The organism is Paenarthrobacter sp. Z7-10 (assembly GCF_026932795.1).
Lineage (GTDB): Bacteria > Actinomycetota > Actinomycetes > Actinomycetales > Micrococcaceae > Arthrobacter_M.
This window is the reverse complement of record NZ_JADPVH010000015.1, coordinates 38,450-54,640: the sequence shown is the minus strand read 5'-3', so window position 1 is coordinate 54,640 and position 16,191 is coordinate 38,450. Positions and strand designations below refer to the sequence as shown.

Sequence of the window (16,191 nt, the reverse complement as noted above, 5' to 3'; positions counted from 1 at the left end):
CGGCACCCACCCTATTTCGGAAACGAGTGAGCGGTTGGTGCTCGATACGGGGCTGTATCGCGCACCACGCGCTCAGTCGATGGACGCAAGGGGCAGGGACGCAAGAGAGGTGGCCCGGAGAGCCCGGACCACCTCTGCTGCTTACCTACCTACTATTCACTTTCCGTGCTCACTGGCTCGCAAGCTCACCAGACGATCAGATCACGGGGTAGTGGGGTGGCACCCTCCATTGGCACCCTCATAGGTGTCCAAGCGGTGGATGAATGCGGCCATCGCCTCGCGGGTGTTAGCTTCCAGCGGGTGGTAGCTCCCATCCGGGTAACCGGTGGAGATCTTCGTGTCACCCATCCACGAGATTTCCTTGTAGAACTCGTTGTTCGTGGCGACATCCTTGAACTCGGAGGTTGCGGGAGCCTCGTAATCCTTCGCGGCCGGGATCATGCAGTAGTCCCCGGCGAATCGCTTCAGGAAGGCGGCCATCGCGTCGCGGTTCACGGCGGACAACGGTCGGTAAGACCCGTCGTCGTATCCCATGGACAGCTTCATCGAGGACATCCAGGACATTTCCTTGTAGTACTGGGTGTTCGGATTGATGTCCGTGAACGGCGACTTCGCGGGTGCGGAGTACGCCGGCGAACCAGCCAGGCGGTAGAGGAACGCCGCCATGGCATCGCGGTTCATGGTTCCGTAGGGCCGGTAGGTGCCGTCCGGGTATCCGGTGGTCAGTCCGTTGTCAGCCATCCAGTTGATGTCCGCCTCGAACTTCGTGCCGGGTACATCGCTGAACCGGAGCTTGCCATTTTCGGTTGCAACAACTTCAGCCTTCTGACCCGTTGCGTTGTGCAGGTGCAGGAACAGCGCCTTAGCCTTCGTGCCCTTCGACGCGCGGTGCACGGTCAGCTGGGTTGCGTTGGCATCGACAAACAATGAATCGGGGGCGGAACCCTCGAACCACAGATTCGGCGTGACCGGGTTGAAAGCGATTGCCGGGGTCTGGTCAACCGGCACGTTCTGCCCGGACTTGTCGATGCTGTAGGAGCTGTAGGTGACTACCTTGTAGCTGATCGGTGCCGACTTGGTCAGATCCAGACCCAACGAGGACGCCAGCACCGGCAGCATCACCGTGTTGGTGTCGTAGGTGTTGGTGTCAATCGTATTGCCCTTAGCGTCCGCAGGCAGGCCGTTGGCAAATTGCTGATCCACAGTCTCCCTGGTGCCGTCCGCTTTGAGCTCATCGGTGAACACCACGATGCCATCCAAACCGTCGACAACTGCGGTGTAGGTTTCGAAATCGGCTTTGCCGTCGCCGGTGGTGTCGATCTCCACGCTGATCCCGCTCGAGGCCAGCAATGCCGGCCAGTCGCCCCAGGTGCTGATACCAAAGTTGATCATGCCGTCCTTGGCGACGTCACCGCCGGCCTTGACCACGGCGGGAACCGTCGTGGATGCTCCAACGTACTGCAGATCCATGGATTTGTTGGTGACCGTTGCCACCGGGTTGTCTGCCTTACGCTCGCTGCTAGCACCGAGTTCGAACGGAGCCGCGATGGAGATGAACTGCTGTGTTCCCGTGCCCTGCAAAACCCCACGTCCAGTCAGGGTCACATTTGCCGTGGTTTCCGACGGTTTGAAGGTGATCTTCGAACCCGCAGTCATCGTGGAGACGGGCTTCGGTGCTGCATAGACCGGAACCCGCAGGGTGGGGGAATTGGCCGATTTCAGCTGTACCCGTCCGGAGGCATCCGCAAGGTACGTCCGCGGCACGCCACCCAACTGGGTGGCGGACATGGTCGGATCGAGGGATTTCGCCAGTTTGGTGGGATCGGCCACCGTCATGGTGATGGACACCTGAGCTGCCGATGAATTGGCTGGAACCATGATGGAGACGGGCGAAACGCTGTATGCAACTCCCGGCATTTCCGTAGCAGGCAGGTACGAGGCGTCAAACGTCTGCACCGAGTTGCTCCGGTTCTGTACGGTGATCTTCTTCGTCACCGTGACCGGCTGATCAGCCACCTCGACGACACCGAAGTTGACGCTGGTCAGCGACGGATCATTGGAAGCGAAGGCCAGCACACTGTCACTGACGGCATCCAAGGCGTTGACCCGGCCGGAACCTACCCGGTTGGGTCCATAAGCCACGTTACCGGCCATGATGTCCACATTGGCGGTGTTCATGATGGTGCTCTTGACCTGGTACGGCGTCATACCGCCCTTGGCGTAAAGCAGGGCTGCGATGCCTGCCACGTGCGGGGTGGCCATCGACGTGCCGCTCATGACTGCGATTCCGTTACCGGATCCAACACCAACCGAGCCGATCGATGTTCCGGGGGCAGCAACGTCGGGCTTGACGATGCCGTTGGAACCATGGACGCCGCGGGAGGAACTGGAATTCAGCGTATCCAAGGCCCCGGTGGGGGCAGAGGCAGCACCCTTGTAGTTCGGGTTGAGCTGAATCTGCAGAGTTCCAGCCTTGGCGGCGGGAGTCAGCGAATCCGTGGCCGCCTTATTGAACTGAACACCCGGGATCGTCGCGTTGCCGGCGATGCCGGCCTCGAAAACGGTCCGCTGGGAATCGAAGACGACGCCCTTTGCGCCGGCAGCTTCGGCATTGCCGTATCGCTTTGCGGAGCCGCATTCGCGGGTCGCGTCGTTGTCATCCCAACTGAGCATCACCCATTTGCCAGCAAAGACCGCAGCCTCAGCCGTCGTAAACGGATTGCAACCGGTGTTGTTCGTACCGGACGCGAACTGGACGGTGCCCTTGAGCATCGCCGGCGTGACCGCAGGATCGGAATAGTTGAAGTTAGCCGAATACTGGCCAGCAACGGAACCAACCTTGTCCGCCGGAGCCAGCACGTCGATCCGGTCCACTGCGGCCTGCGAGCCGACGGAGTTGGCGACCGTGAGCGCAGACTTGGCGTTGCCCGGGGAACCACCGATGTCGTACACATCGCCGGCATTTCCCGAGGCGACCACGGAGAGGACGCCGAGGTCGGTCAGGGCGTTAACAATGTCATTTTCCGGGTCGTCCGTCGGGGAGTAATCGGAACCCAGCGACATGTTGACCACGTTGGCGCGGTCGCTGAAATCGCCGTCCCCATTGGGGTCCAGCACCTTATCCAGTGCCAGGCCGACGACGTCGGAAGACCCCTCACAGCCAAAGACACGCAGCGAAACCAGCTTGGCCATTGGGGCGGAGCCGGGACCAATCTTCATCGCGTTGACTTCGGCCGCCGTCAATTTGGTGTAGTCGCCGGTGAAGGTGCTTCCATCCGCCTTCAGGCCGAAGCCTGCTGCGGTACCGGCAACGTGGCTGCCGTGGCCTGCGCAGTCCAGCGGGTTTCCGTCGGGATGCGGCATTCGTGCTGCCGGATCCGTCGAGCCCGCGTTGTAGTCATCGCCTACCAGGTCATAGCCGCCGGCGAACTTGGCCGGGTCGTAAAGGTTGGCGCTGGCAGGGGGCAAATCCGTCATCGCCTTGGCGGCCGCGAAGGCCGCCGTGGTTCCGGGGCCGCCGAAGTCCGCGTGCGTGTAGTCCAGACCGGTATCGAGCACGGCAATCGTCGCACCCGCTCCGGTCTGATGATTTTGCACCCAGGCGTTCAGGGCCTTGGTGTCGATGTCAGTGCCCTTGTTCTGGTAGGACTTTGCCACGATTGGGGTGATCTTGACGACGTCGTCCCGGTTGGCGAGCGCCCGGACTTTAGCGGCATCGCCGATGATGGCTACGCCGGGAAGGGTGTTGGTGGTGATGTATATCTGCTTGGCGGATGCCGCGCCAGTCACAGCCTTGGCTGTGGCTTCTATGCCAGCCCTGAGCTGCTTGACCAGCCCCGATTTGTCCACCGGCTTCGCTGTGCCGTCCTGGGCTTTTTGGGACTGGGTGGCTGCAAAGGTCCCCTGACCCTTGAACTGAACATAAACGGAAACCGGCCCCGAGGCGGAATTGAGGTTTCCGTGCATTTTTTGGGCCGGTTTCAGTTGTGCGGGTGCCTTCTGGCCCGAAATCCCCACTGCCAGATTGCTGGGTGGCTTGGAGTCGTCGGCCATGGCTGCGTTGCCCATGGTTGCGACGATGGCCAATCCCGTTAGAGTCGCCAGAATTTGTGATCTGGCTCGACGTGATTGCTTACTCATCGAACTCCTCATGCATGATCGCCACGGCGTTACTGAGCCGTGCATGAGGTGACTGCTGCCCCCAAGCGCCGCGGCAATACGGTGAAGTGGGGATCACCGAGCGGAATACCCAGGCCCCCAGCGGCGGCCTCTCAACGGAGAGGTGCAGCCACTGCTTCTACCTTTATGTGTAATGACTCACATGTAAAGGCTTTTGACTCTTTTTTATCAGCCCGCTTACAGCCGGATGTGTTTAGTGCCCATCGTGACCCACCGCTAACCTGAAGCCTGCTTTGTACCAACCTTCTTGGCCAGCGGAAAAGAAGGTTAGGACCTGCTGGGAGTGGTGCCGCAGCCCCAGTGCTGCTGTTCGCGACCCGACTGATTCAGGAATTTTCGTGTGCTCAGAGTCAGTGCCCGGCGTAGTAGTTCGCCAGAGTTTCGGCCTTGAAATCGAAAAAGCTGCCGTCCTCGATGGCGAGACGGGCGTCGTCGACCATCTTGACCACGAAGCGTTCGTTGTGGATGGAAACCAGTGTGGCCGAGACCATTTCCTTTGCCCGGAACAGGTGGTGGATGTAGGCGCGGCTGTAATTGGCGCAGGCATAGCAGTCGCAGCCCTCCACCAGCGGCCCGAAGTCACGCTTAAAGCGGGCGTTGGAAAGATTCCGACGTCCATGCGGGGTGTAGAACGCAGAGGTTCTTGCGACCCTGGTGGGGGAGACGCAATCAAAGGTGTCCGCGCCGTTCTCGATGGCGGCAAAGATGTCATTCGGCTCGGAAATGCCCAGCAGATGCCGCGGTTTGTCCTCGGGCAATTCCTCGCTGCACCAGCGCACGATAGTTCCCAGGTTCTCCTTTTCCAGCGCCCCTCCGATGCCGAAGCCGTCGAAGTTCATGCCACCCAGGTCCCGGCAGGCCTTCCGGCGCAGGTCCTCATATTGGGCGCCTTGGATGACTCCGAAAAGGCCCTGATAAGGCTTGGCGTCCCGTTCTTTGGTCAAGCGGAAATGCTCGACGACGCAGCGTTCGGCCCAGCGCCGGGTCCGTTCGAGGGACATCTCCTGATAGCTGCGGGAATTCATCAGGGTGGTGAGCTCATCAAAGGCGAACATGATGTCCGCGCCGAGCTGATGCTGGACGGCCATGGACACCTCGGGGGTGAAGCGGTGCCGGTCGCCGTTCAGATGAGACTTGAACCAGACGCCGTCGTCGTCGATGTGGGCCAGCCGTTCCTTGCCGGCCGCCACTCTGTCGTCGGGGCCTGCATCCCCGCTACCGCCGTCGGCCGCGCCGCCTGCATTAGTACCGCCGTCGGCCGGACCTCCGAGGTGACTTTGACCGCCGTCGCCCGCGCCGCCGTCGCCCGCCGCCGTGTCCATGCTGATCACCTTTTTGAATCCGGAGCCGAGCGACATCACCTGGAACCCGCCGCTGTCTGTGAAGGTGGGTCCCGCCCAGTTCATGAAGCGTCCCAGGCCGCCCGCTTCGTCCACCAAATCTGCACCGGGCTGCAAGTAAAGGTGATAGGCGTTCGCCAGCAGGGCCTGTGCGCCGAGGTCCTTCATTGCCTCAGGCAGCACGGCCTTCACCGTGGCTTTGGTGCCGACGGCGATGAAAGCCGGGGTTTGGATGACGCCGTGCGGAGTCGTGATAATTCCGGTGCGGCCCTGGAACGAGCCGCCATTGGCCACCGTTCGGCCGCCGCCGGGCGCGCACGAATCGGCAAGGCGCGTGCGGACGGCAAAGGAGAATTGGGATTGCTTGGCTGAGAAAGGCACCTCCTCATTTTGCCAGCAATTCCGGCTGCGGCCCGCGACACGGAATTTCGATCCGCCGCACGTGGAGCGCATAGTTGCGCAGGTCACTAAGATAAGCAGGTCAGAATCAGCGGACAGATGTCAGAGGAGTTGCGCATGTCCACCACCGAAAGCTCGCCGGATATACCCACACGGGGCCCGGCCAGACCAGCGCCGTACGTCATCAGCGGCATCTTGCTGGCTATCGCCATCATCTTTCCGCTGATCGTGCCAATGTACGCGCACGCGGATCCGTCCCTGGGCGGTTTGCCGTTCTTCTACTGGTACCAGATGATGTGGGTGCCCATCGATGCGGCCCTGATTGGCATCTCGTATTGGCTGATGACCAAGGAAGACCAGCGCCGGCGGAACGTCCTGAAGCAGGGCAACGGCGGGCAAACAACAACAACGGCCGACGGCGGCGGTGAGGTTAAGTGATCATGGAGCACAGTTCCTCGATTTTGGCGGCGGGAGGGGCGAAAGGCGTCGACGGCGTTGCCCTAACCGTTGTGATTATCCTGTTCATCCTGGTGGGCATCCTGGGCTTCTACGCCGCCCGTTGGCGCGGCGGTGGCAAGGAAGGACTGCACAGCCTGGACGAATGGGGCTTGGGCGGGCGCAAATTCGGTTCCTGGATCACGTGGTTCCTGCTGGGCGGGGACCTTTACACGGCGTACACCTTCGTCGCGGTGCCCGCGGCCATGTGGGCAACCGGGGCCGTCAGCGGATTCTTCGCGGTGCCGTACACCGTGGTCCTGTATCCAATTGTTTTCCTGCTGATGAGCCGGCTCTGGTCCGTCTCGCACCGGCATGGCTTCGTCACCACGGCGGACTTCATCGGCGGCCGCTACGGCAGCCGACCGCTTTCCATCGCGATCGCTGTGACAGGCATCGTGGCCACCATGCCCTACATTGCGCTGCAGCTGGTGGGTATTAAAGCCGTGCTGACAGTGCTGGGTGTCGGCAGTGGAGATAACTGGCTGCTCAACGACCTGCCATTGATCATCGCCTTCGTGGTATTGGCCGCGTACACGTACATGTCCGGCCTGCGTGCCCCTGCCATGATCGCTGTGGTCAAGGACGTGCTGATCTACTTGGCCGTGATCGTGGCCATCATTTACCTGCCCAGCAAGTTCGGCGGCTGGGAGCACATTTTCGGTGCCGCGCAGACCAAGCTGTCTGCGATCAACCCCACCACCGGCAAGGCCGTGGGTTCGATCATCCCGGGCGCATCCAGCTACTCCGCGTACTGGACCTTGGCCATCGGTTCGGCCATGGCGCTGTTCATGTACCCGCACTCGATCACCGGCGTGCTGGCCACCAAGAGCCGTAACACGATCCGCAAGAATGCGGCGCTGCTGCCGCTGTACTCGCTGGTGCTGGGCTTCCTGGCCCTGCTCGGTTACGTTGCCATTGCCGCCGGCACCAAGCCGATCGAGCTGAACGGAAAGATCAATCCCCAGCTGATCGTTCCGCAGCTGTTCCTGGACAACTTCCCGTCCTGGTTTGCCGGCATTGCCCTGGCCGCGATCGCCGTGGGCGCCCTGGTGCCCGCTGCCATCATGTCCATCGCGGCGGCAAACCTGTTTACCCGCAACATCTACCGGGACGTCTTCCGCCCCAACGCCAGTCCGCGGCAGGAAGCCAAGGTTTCCAAGCTGGTCTCGCTGCTGGTGAAGTTTGGTGCGCTGATCTTCGTGATTGCCATGGACCAGTCGGCGGCAATCAACATGCAGCTGCTCGGTGGGATCTGGATCCTGCAGACCTTCCCGTCCATCGTGGCCGGCCTGTACACCCGCTGGTTCCACCGCTGGGCACTGTTTGCTGGCTGGGCGGCCGGAATCATCTATGGCACGGTGGCAGCCTACAACGTCATCAATCCCGCGACAAAGGCTCACTTCGGCGGCTCAATCGCTGCGATTCCGGGCACGAGTGTCCAGGTCTACATCGCTGTGGTGGCGTTTGCGGTCAATGTGATTGTCTCGGTGGTGCTGACACTGGTCTTCCGTGCCATGAAGCTGGCCGACGGCAAGGACATTACCCGCGGCTCGGACTACGGTGCCAACGAAAATGACCCCAGAGTCGTCAAGGTGGCGCAGGAACTGCCGGTCACGCCGATTCCTTAGGCGCAGTCCCTGGTTCCCCCGTCCGGAGGTCGTCATTGCCCTCGTCCGGGCAGGGCCTTATGGAGCGGTACTACCCCTCGGGGTAGTGCCGCTCCATAAATGTTTCCCAGTGTTCCGCGACTTCTTGATACGCCGCCGCACCAAGGTCGTACGTCGACGCAATCACCTGTGCACCCTTATGCGGGCGGATCCCCTCCAGGGGTGCCTGCTCGGCCAGGATCAGCAGGCCGTCTCCGTGCTCGGCGTAGCCTCGCACTGTCAGACCCAGCTGGGTGGGACCGCGGTACCAGACCCTGCCGCCGAGGTCATGTCCGGTGGAGAGCCGCAGTGCATATTCCTCGCCCGGCTCGGGCAGCCAGCCGGTGTCGATGCCCAGCTTTTGCCAAAGCGAGGCCGACGACGGAGCGTTGCCATCCGCGTACACCGTCCGCCGGGTGCCGTGCGGGTGGCGCTCCAAAGCAAAGCGCAGCTGCTGCATGAACATCGACCAACCCTCGGTGATGTCGTCGTCGTACTTTTCCCACTCCCCGGTGGCCTTGCCCCGCTTCATGGTCAGGACAGTCCCGTCCGGTACGGGTTCAAGCCGGAAAATGTCTCCCATGTCCAGATCCAGGCTCAGGTGGTCGGGGCCCTCCCGGACGGAGCGGTAATAAATTTCCTGGATTTCGTCGGCGAGACCATCCATCTCCCAGCCGTGCCATTGCGCCAGTTTCGCCGGCTCGCGGAGCATCCTCCAGACCTGTTCCGCATCGGCATTGATGTGGACTGACAGCTGGTTCTTGTCCATAGCCCGAATCTACTCCGGTGAACCGTGGAGGGTCCAGACTTTGCCGTTACCCCCACCCCGTCCCGACCGCGCGCACCTACCCCGCACCTCCCCTTCGCCCGCGCCTCCCCTTCCCGCACTCCCCTTCCCGCGCACTCCCCTTCCCGCGCACCCCCCAACTGAGTGACAGCAGATGCACTCAAAACGGCTTTTGAGTGCATCTGCTGTTAGTCAGTTGGGAGCGGGGCTCATCCGGGGTGGTTGGCCCGGATCTCGGTAAGTTCGTTGCTGATCCTGCGCTCCAGCTCGGCGTCGTCGAAGGTTTCGGAGCCGCCGTGCGCCAGGAGATGCAGCAGTGTGTTCAGCCGGAGCGCGCGCCATTCCAGCTCCGTCCGCCGGTCACCGGCGGCAGCGGTGCGGCTGATTTCCTTGTCGTAAAGGTTCGGCTCATTCAGGCTGCGTTGCCGGACGACGGCGGAGATCTTGGCCCGGAAGGGATCCGTCTCCGCCCGGTCCGGCGCACGGAGAAGACCGGCCAGCCGCTCCGCCTCGGCGGTATTCCCGTGCAGACGGGCCATGTAGTGGGTTAGAGCCAGACATTGTTCCACGGGCGTCCAGCGGCCGGGATTCCCGTCGAAGGGCAGGCCGGTAATGAGCTCACTGACGGTCACGGCATTGGCCTCATCGCTGAGCTCCACAAAGAGGACCTGTGCCAGATCCCGGACGTCCTGCAGGTTTGCCCCGGATTTGAGGTTCAGTCCCTTGGCCAGTCGGGCGGCCAGCCGCTGGATGGTTTCGTGACCGCCGTGGGCCGCAGCGGTTCGGGCCACCACAGCCTCGGCGGTGCCAGCCTCCGCAGGAATGAGCGGCAGCGGGGGAGTCGAGGGTTGGCTCTGCGGCACGGACCGGCCGGAGAGGTGGACTCCGGCGCCCGCCGCAATCCGGATCTGCTGATCCTTGCCGTATCCAAGGATGGCGACGGCGTCGTTGCCATAGTCATCGCTTTCCCAGCGGATCGACAGGATTTCGACGGCGGCACCTTGCGGTGTCTTAACTGTGGAGCCCGGGGCTACCCGTTCCACAGGTACCTTTTGGAAGCGGACTGCTCTGTCCGGCTTCGGGCTGCCGCCTGGCTTTGGGTTGTCGGAACTGAGTCCGGCCCCCGTGTCGTCTTGGACGTTCTTGCGTGTCTTGTTCTCGTCCGCGGCAGTGTCAGTCATGTCCGGGACCTCAGCTCGTTATACATTGTTGTTCCAGTATAGAAAAGATGCCGGCCGGGCAGGGAGCCGGCCCTACGCGCTGATTCCGGCAAAGGCCATCGCTTGCCGGACCAGTTCGCCCTTGCCGCCGGTGAATTCACTTTGAACACCGGGGCTGAGCGCCTCGCGCGGTGTCATCCAGGTCAGCTCCAGGGCATCCTGCCGCGGGCTGCATTCGCCCGCAACGGCAACGACGTAGGCTAGGGCAACTGCATGCTGCCGTTCGTCAGTGAAGCCGGTGTGCGACGGCGCCGGAAAGTACTCAGCCACCGTGAAGGGGACGGGGCTCAGCGGCATCTGCGGCAGTGCCATTGGACCGAGGTCCTTTTCCAGATGGCGCAGCAGCGCCGCCCGCACCGTTTCCCGATAGAGAACCCGGCCGGAGACCAGCGTGCGTACCATGGCGCCGTCGTCATCCGCCTGCAGCAGCAGACCCACTTCGTTGACATAACCCAACGGGTCCAGCCGGACGGGCACGGCTTCCACGTAAACCATGGGGAGCCGGTGTCGGGCCTCGTAAAGATCATCTTCCGAAAGCCAGCCGGGATAAGGGTCTGGGGTGCGAACGCTCATACCTCTGTTCTACCGGATGGCGGGCGCTTCTCCGGTATCCGGCCGGTGGGCCGTCCGGTGTGCGGCGAATTCCGGCCACCAGGGAGGCATCCTTCCCGCGAGGCCACGCGCCTCACCTTCCGCGCGGGCACGCCCCATTGGTAGTCTCGGTTCCATGACCACCAGCCTTGCCGACAGTTTCGAAACGGCCCGGACTGAGCACCTGCGGCTGCGCCGGCCAGTGGAGTCGGATCTGGCGGCGGTGTACGCGATCCACGCCGATCCGGCCACCAACATTCACAACCCTTTCGGCCCTGATCTGGACAGGGAAGCGAGCCGGAGTCGCCTGCAGGGATGGATCCGGCACTGGCAGCGATACGGTTTTGGCTACTGGACGCTGGAAGTGTTGGACGAGAACGGGCGCGGCGGCGGTTTGGTTGAGCCGGACCCGGCGTGCGCGGTCACGGCAGGCTTTGCGGGTCTGCGGCGCGGGAGGTGGCTGGAGCGCGACATACTGAATCTGTATTACCGGCTTGCCCCGTCCGCCTGGGGCAGTGGTTTCGCCGCGGAGGCCGCCCGGCATGCTGTTGGGTCGGCCCGATTGCACTTTCCCGATACGCCGGTCATCGCCCGGACAACGGTCGGAAATTTGCCGTCCCAGCGCACCGCCGCCGCCGCCGGGCTGATCCGGCGGACGGACTTGGACCGGGACGATGGCTCTGGTCTGAGCGTCATTTTTTCCTCGTCCCAATGGCCCGAACAACCGGAACGCTAAGGTATCGGCATGGGAATTGAGCTGTCCGAACTTTTGTTGCCGGACGCCACCGCGTGGAACGGGTGGTTGGCCGAAAATTATGCGAGCAGTCCGGGGGTTCGGCTGGTGCTGCACAAAAAGGGCGGCACCATCACCGCTTTGACCTATGCCGCCGCGTTGGACGAGGCGCTGTGCTACGGCTGGATCGACGGCGTGATCGGCAAGCGCGACGGCGGCAGTTACCTCACCCGGTTCACCCCGCGGACCGCACGGAGCCGCTGGTCCAAAAACAACGTCGATAATATCGCGCGGCTGGAGGAGGAGGGCCGTTTGCAGTCCGCCGGAAAGGCCGCCGTCGCCGCAGCGCAGGCGGATGGCCGGTGGGAAGTCGCGTACTCCGGTCAGGGCGCCGCCGAGGTTCCCGCCGATCTGGCCACGGCCATTGCGGCCGACCCCGCAGCTCAGGCCATGTTCAATGTCCTCACCTCGGTCAATCGGTACGCCCTCATCTATCGGGTGAATGCAGTCAAGACAGCGGGTGTCAGGGCCGCGAAGATCACCGATTTCGTGGCGATGCTTTCCCGTGGGGAGACGCCCCATCCGCAGAAACGGCGACCCTGACGCGGTGCGAAACCCTACGGAAGCCGCTGGTACGTTCGCGAAACCGCACGGAAGCCGCTAATTCGTTCCCGAACCCCACCGAAGCCGCCAAACCCGAGCGAAACTGTTGGGGTCTGGCGGGAAGGCGGCGATGTCAGGGTCAGGTCAGGGGTGCAGCAATACCTTTGTATAGCCATCGACCCGCTTGTCGAACTTGTCATACGCATCGACCGCTTCATCCAGGGACAACTCATGGGAAACGATCCAGGACGGCTTGGCCTTCCCCCGAATGATGAGGTCGCGCAGCTCCCGGTTGTATTTCTTGACCGGACACTGGCCGCCCGCAATGCTGATGCCCTTGGTGAAGGCCTTTCCATAGTTGAAGGCAACGCGTCCCTGCTTGGCCAGCTCATTGGAGGCACCGGGGTCCTCCGGCATGTAAACGCCGACGACGCCGATGTGTCCGGTGGCGCGGACCACGTCCACCAGGGCATCGAGGACCATTTCGGGATGCTCCTCCCCGGTATGGTCGTGTGCCTGGTAACCGACGGCCTCCACGCCGCAATCGGCGCCAAAACCATCCGTCGCCGCCATGATGGCCTCGGTGGCGCTGGTGTCAGCAAAATTTATGGGCGTCGCTCCGATTTTTTCGGCCAGCGCCAGCCTGTCCGGTTCCTTGTCCACGACAAAGACCTGCGAGGCGCCCCGCAGGATGGCACTGTACGCAGCCATGAGCCCGACGGGTCCGGCGCCAAAGACGGCTACCGATTTACCAGGTGCCACCATCGCGGCTTCCGTGCCGTGGTAACCGGTGGGAAAAATGTCAGAGAGCATAGTGAAGTCTGATTCATGCTCCTTGCCCTTGGGGAGCTTCAGGAGATTGAAATCGGCCCATGGAACCCGCAGATACTCCGCCTGGCCGCCCCAGTAGGGACCCATATTGGGATAGCCGTAACCGGCCCCCGGCTGGCCCGACGGATTGGCGCGCAGGCAGGCGGAGGTCAAACCGTTGTTGCAATTCCGGCAGGTACCGCAGGCAAGGTTGAATGGTACGGAAACCCGGTCGCCGACGCTGATCCGGTTGACGGCGGATCCGACTTCCTCGACAATGCCCATATTCTCGTGGCCGAGCACCATGCCGGCATCCAGTTCGGCGCGCCCTTCGTAGGGGTGAAGATCGGAGCCGCAGATATTGGCGGTGGTAATGCGGATGACGGCGTCGAGCGGTTGTTCAATCTTAGGATCGTCGACGTTTTCGACGGAGAGCTTGTAGGGCGCCTTGAAGACTACTGCTTTCATGACTTCTCCTTCTTTTCACCTGGCGGGCGGGGAGCGGGCGGTCCGTAACCGCCATTCACGAGCCCCGCAGCGGCACGGTGGCTATGGCTTCACTTGCTTAGTAAGCAGCCTGATGATTTTCACGATACCGCGCTGCCTCGGGTGATGTATACCCCGGTGCCCGCGCAGCCGAAGCCGGCTTAGGCGAAGGGGAATGCCACGCCTTCGCCGACGACGCGCAGGCTTAGCTCGTTGCCTGGTCGGGCGAGCATGGCGTTCCAGTGCCGGATGCTGATGATTTCTCCGCCTTTGGGCTGGTGCGGATCGGGCGGTCGGCGGGGGTCCGGGGTTAGTGGGGCCAGTTGGATCCGCACGGTGGTTTCCGGACCGAAGTAGTCGGTGTCCACCACGACGCCGCGGATGGGGCCGTCCTCGGCGATGCGGATCTGCTCGGGCCGCAGCATCAGCCGGACCCGGCCCTGTGCCGGGGGCCGGCGGACTGGTATACCGCCGAGTGAGCAGGTGGCCAGGGTGCCTTCCATCCAGGCCTCGAGGATCACTGCGTCGCCGAGGAACTCGGCGGTGGCCTGATCGGCGGGCCGGGTGTAGACCACGAAGGGGTTTCCGATTTGGGCCAGTCGGCCGTCGCGCATGACGGCCACCTGGTCCGCGAAGGACAGTGCTTCCGCCTGGTCGTGGGTGACCAGGATGGTGGTGACGCCGGCGGCGGTGAGTGTTTTGGCGACCGCGCGGCGGGTTGCGGTCCGCAGCCCGGCATCGAGGGCGCTGAAGGGCTCATCGAGGAGCATCAGTTCCGGCTCGCGGGCCAGTGCCCTGGCCAGGGCCACGCGCTGTTGCTGGCCGCCGGAGAGCTGGTTGGGCCGGCGCTTGGCATAGGCCGGATCCATCGAAACCATTTCCAGCAGTTCCGCCACCCGTGCGGAGGCCGCGCGGCCATGCCTGCCCAGGCCGAAGGCCACGTTTTGACCGACGCTCAGGTGCGGAAAGAGCGCGCCGTCCTGCGCGACGTATCCGACCTGCCGCCGGTGCGCCGGGGTCCAGGTACCGCCGCCGGCCACGAGTTGGCCGTTGAGGGAGATGCTGCCCGCATCGGGGGCCTCGAAGCCGGCGATCAGGCGCAGCAGCGTCGTCTTGCCGGAGCCCGACGGTCCCACGATCGCCGTCGTGCCGCCCTTAGCAACGGCCAGGTTGACTCCCTTGAGGACCTGCGTTCCGCCAAAGGACTTGGTGGCACCGTCCACCTCCAGATGATTGTCGGTGCTGGCCGCGATGGACGCGGAAACCCGCTGCGGTGCGGCGTATTCCGGGCGGGGCCGGGTTTCGCGCGGTTGGCTCACTGTCCGGCTGCTTTCTTGGATTGGGCGAAAAGGAGGTAGGTCATCGGCGCGGAGAGCAGGATCATCAGCAGCGCGTAGGGTGCGGCGCCGGCGTAGTCGATCTCACTGCTCAAAGCCCAGAATTCGGTGGCCAGGGTGTGCGTGCCATTGGGGGAGAGCAGCAGCGTGGCGGTCAGTTCGTTCACGATGCCCAGGAACACCAGCGCCGCACCCCCGGCCGCCGCGGGCGCGCTCAGCCGCAGAGTCACTTTCAGGAACGCCACGAACGGCGGTTTACCCAGTGCCTGCGCCGCTTCGTCGAGCTCGCGCGGTGCCTGCGCCAGCCCGGCGCGCAGGTTCACCAGCGAACGCGGCATGAACAGCAGCACATAGGCGGCGACGACGACGGCGGCGCTTTGGTAGATCGCCGGCAGCGAGTGCACGGTGATGGTGACGAAGGCCAGCGCCACCACGATGCCGGGCATGGAGCTGGATATGTAGTTGACGCTTTCAAGGGCCCGGCTGGGCCAGCCCGGGTAGCGCACGGCCAGCAACGCCAAAGGAAACGCCAGCACGGTGGTCACCGCAGCCCCCGCCAGCCCGTAACCCAGGGTCTGCAGCAGGGAGGGCAGCAGCTCGGAGCGAACCCAGATCGAGGGTCCGCCGGCGATCAGCCAGCGGCAGACGAAGAACAGCGGCAGGCCGAAGGCCAGCAGCGTCAGTGCCAGCAGTCCCAGCTGGGCCGGCAGATGGTAAAGCCGCAGCTTTAGCCGGGTGGGGGCGGACTGGACACCGGAGCCGAGGCGTTCGTATCGGGCCCTCCCGCGGGCTCTGGTCTCTGCCAGCAGCAGCAGCAGGCAGCAGAAGACCAAGACACTGGCCAGCATGTTGGCGGCGGTGCCATTGAAGGTGGACTGGAACTGCTCGTAAATGGCGGTGGTGAAGGTGTCGAAGCGGACCATGGCGAAAGCCCCGTACTCGGCCAGCAGATGCAGGGAGACCAGCAGGGCACCGCCGGCCATGGCCAGCCGCAGCTGCGGCAGGACCACACGGAAAAAGACCCGCCAGGCGCCGAGGCCCAGCGAAGCCCCGGACTGTTCCAGCGAGGGATCGAGCCGGCTCAGGGTCGCCGCGACCGGGATGTACACAAGCGGGAAATACGAAAGTGTGGAAATCAGGACACCGGAAAAAACGCCGTGCAGCGAGGGGATGGCACTGACCCAGGCATAACTGTTCACGAACGCCGGAATGGCCAGCGGCGCGGCGAGCAGGATGGACCATGCCTTATGCCCGGCCAGGCTGGTCCGCTCCACCAGCCACGCGCCCCCCACCCCCAGGATCAGGCACAGCGGCACGGTGATCAGCACCAGCGCGACGGTATTACCCAGCAGTTCACCCACCCGCGGGCGGAAAATGAGTCGGGAGATATCGTCCCAGCCCGCGCTGACGGTCATGTCCACCACGTACCCCAGCGGGATCAGGGCAAAGAGCGCGATCAGGACCGAAAGCACGACGACGACCAGCGGAGGGCGCGGGCGTTTGCCCCTGCCCCCCGCTGGTCTACCGGCCGCCCGGGTATTCGCCGCGGTGGCGGTGATGTT

General features: G+C 63.5%; 12 protein-coding genes. 4 read left to right on the top strand and 8 right to left on the bottom strand.

Annotated features, from left to right (window positions below; genetic code table 11):
• Nucleotides 1–201: 201 nt before the first annotated feature.
• Complete coding sequence (locus IV498_RS06605) at nucleotides 202–4,140, bottom strand: S8 family serine peptidase (protein WP_269045768.1); 3,939 nt, start codon at nucleotides 4,138–4,140, stop codon at nucleotides 202–204.
• Nucleotides 4,141–4,529: 389 nt separating this feature from the next.
• Nucleotides 4,530–5,972, bottom strand: a complete 1,443-nt coding sequence (gene tgt / locus IV498_RS06600) for a tRNA guanosine(34) transglycosylase Tgt (protein ID WP_442951304.1) — start codon at nucleotides 5,970–5,972, stop codon at nucleotides 4,530–4,532.
• Between the two features lie 63 nt (nucleotides 5,973–6,035).
• On the opposite strand from tgt, the gene IV498_RS06595 reads away from it, so the two are divergent.
• The gene (locus IV498_RS06595; protein ID WP_269045766.1) at nucleotides 6,036–6,356 is read left to right on the top strand and encodes a DUF3311 domain-containing protein; all 321 of its coding nucleotides are present in this window, start codon (nucleotides 6,036–6,038) and stop codon (nucleotides 6,354–6,356) included.
• A 2-nt stretch (nucleotides 6,357–6,358) separates the two neighbouring features.
• A complete protein-coding gene (gene mctP, locus IV498_RS06590) occupies nucleotides 6,359–8,044 on the top strand; it encodes a monocarboxylate uptake permease MctP (protein WP_269045786.1) in 1,686 nt (561 codons plus the stop codon).
• Nucleotides 8,045–8,114: 70 nt separating this feature from the next.
• Here the strand turns inward: mctP and IV498_RS06585 are convergent, their stop codons facing one another.
• From IV498_RS06585 to IV498_RS06575, 3 genes are all read right to left on the bottom strand, one after another.
• Entirely contained in the window at nucleotides 8,115–8,831 is a 717-nt protein-coding gene (locus IV498_RS06585) for an SRPBCC family protein (protein WP_269045765.1), read from the bottom strand.
• 227 nt (nucleotides 8,832–9,058) lie between these two features.
• Nucleotides 9,059–10,030, bottom strand: a complete 972-nt coding sequence (locus IV498_RS06580; protein ID WP_269045764.1) for a DUF6707 family protein — start codon at nucleotides 10,028–10,030, stop codon at nucleotides 9,059–9,061.
• A 72-nt stretch (nucleotides 10,031–10,102) separates the two neighbouring features.
• A complete protein-coding gene (locus tag IV498_RS06575) occupies nucleotides 10,103–10,642 on the bottom strand; it encodes an NUDIX hydrolase family protein (protein ID WP_269045763.1) in 540 nt (179 codons plus the stop codon).
• A 154-nt stretch (nucleotides 10,643–10,796) separates the two neighbouring features.
• Here IV498_RS06575 and IV498_RS06570 point away from each other — a divergent pair, with 154 nt between their 5' ends.
• Nucleotides 10,797–11,396: a GNAT family N-acetyltransferase gene (locus tag IV498_RS06570; protein ID WP_269045762.1), complete on the top strand. Its 600-nt coding sequence runs from the start codon at nucleotides 10,797–10,799 to the stop codon at nucleotides 11,394–11,396.
• 9 nt (nucleotides 11,397–11,405) lie between these two features.
• Entirely contained in the window at nucleotides 11,406–11,996 is a 591-nt protein-coding gene (locus IV498_RS06565; RefSeq protein WP_269045761.1) for a YdeI/OmpD-associated family protein, read from the top strand.
• Between the two features lie 144 nt (nucleotides 11,997–12,140).
• On the opposite strand, the gene IV498_RS06560 is transcribed toward IV498_RS06565, so the two are convergent.
• From IV498_RS06560 to IV498_RS06550, 3 genes are all read right to left on the bottom strand, one after another.
• On the bottom strand, nucleotides 12,141–13,274 hold the full coding sequence (locus IV498_RS06560; RefSeq protein ID WP_269045760.1) for a glutathione-independent formaldehyde dehydrogenase: 1,134 nt from the start codon (nucleotides 13,272–13,274) through the stop codon (nucleotides 12,141–12,143).
• Between the two features lie 179 nt (nucleotides 13,275–13,453).
• The gene (locus IV498_RS06555; RefSeq protein ID WP_269045785.1) at nucleotides 13,454–14,545 is read right to left on the bottom strand and encodes an ABC transporter ATP-binding protein; all 1,092 of its coding nucleotides are present in this window, start codon (nucleotides 14,543–14,545) and stop codon (nucleotides 13,454–13,456) included.
• A 62-nt stretch (nucleotides 14,546–14,607) separates the two neighbouring features.
• Complete coding sequence (locus IV498_RS06550; RefSeq protein ID WP_442951306.1) at nucleotides 14,608–16,188, bottom strand: ABC transporter permease; 1,581 nt, start codon at nucleotides 16,186–16,188, stop codon at nucleotides 14,608–14,610.
• Nucleotides 16,189–16,191 lie beyond the last annotated feature (3 nt).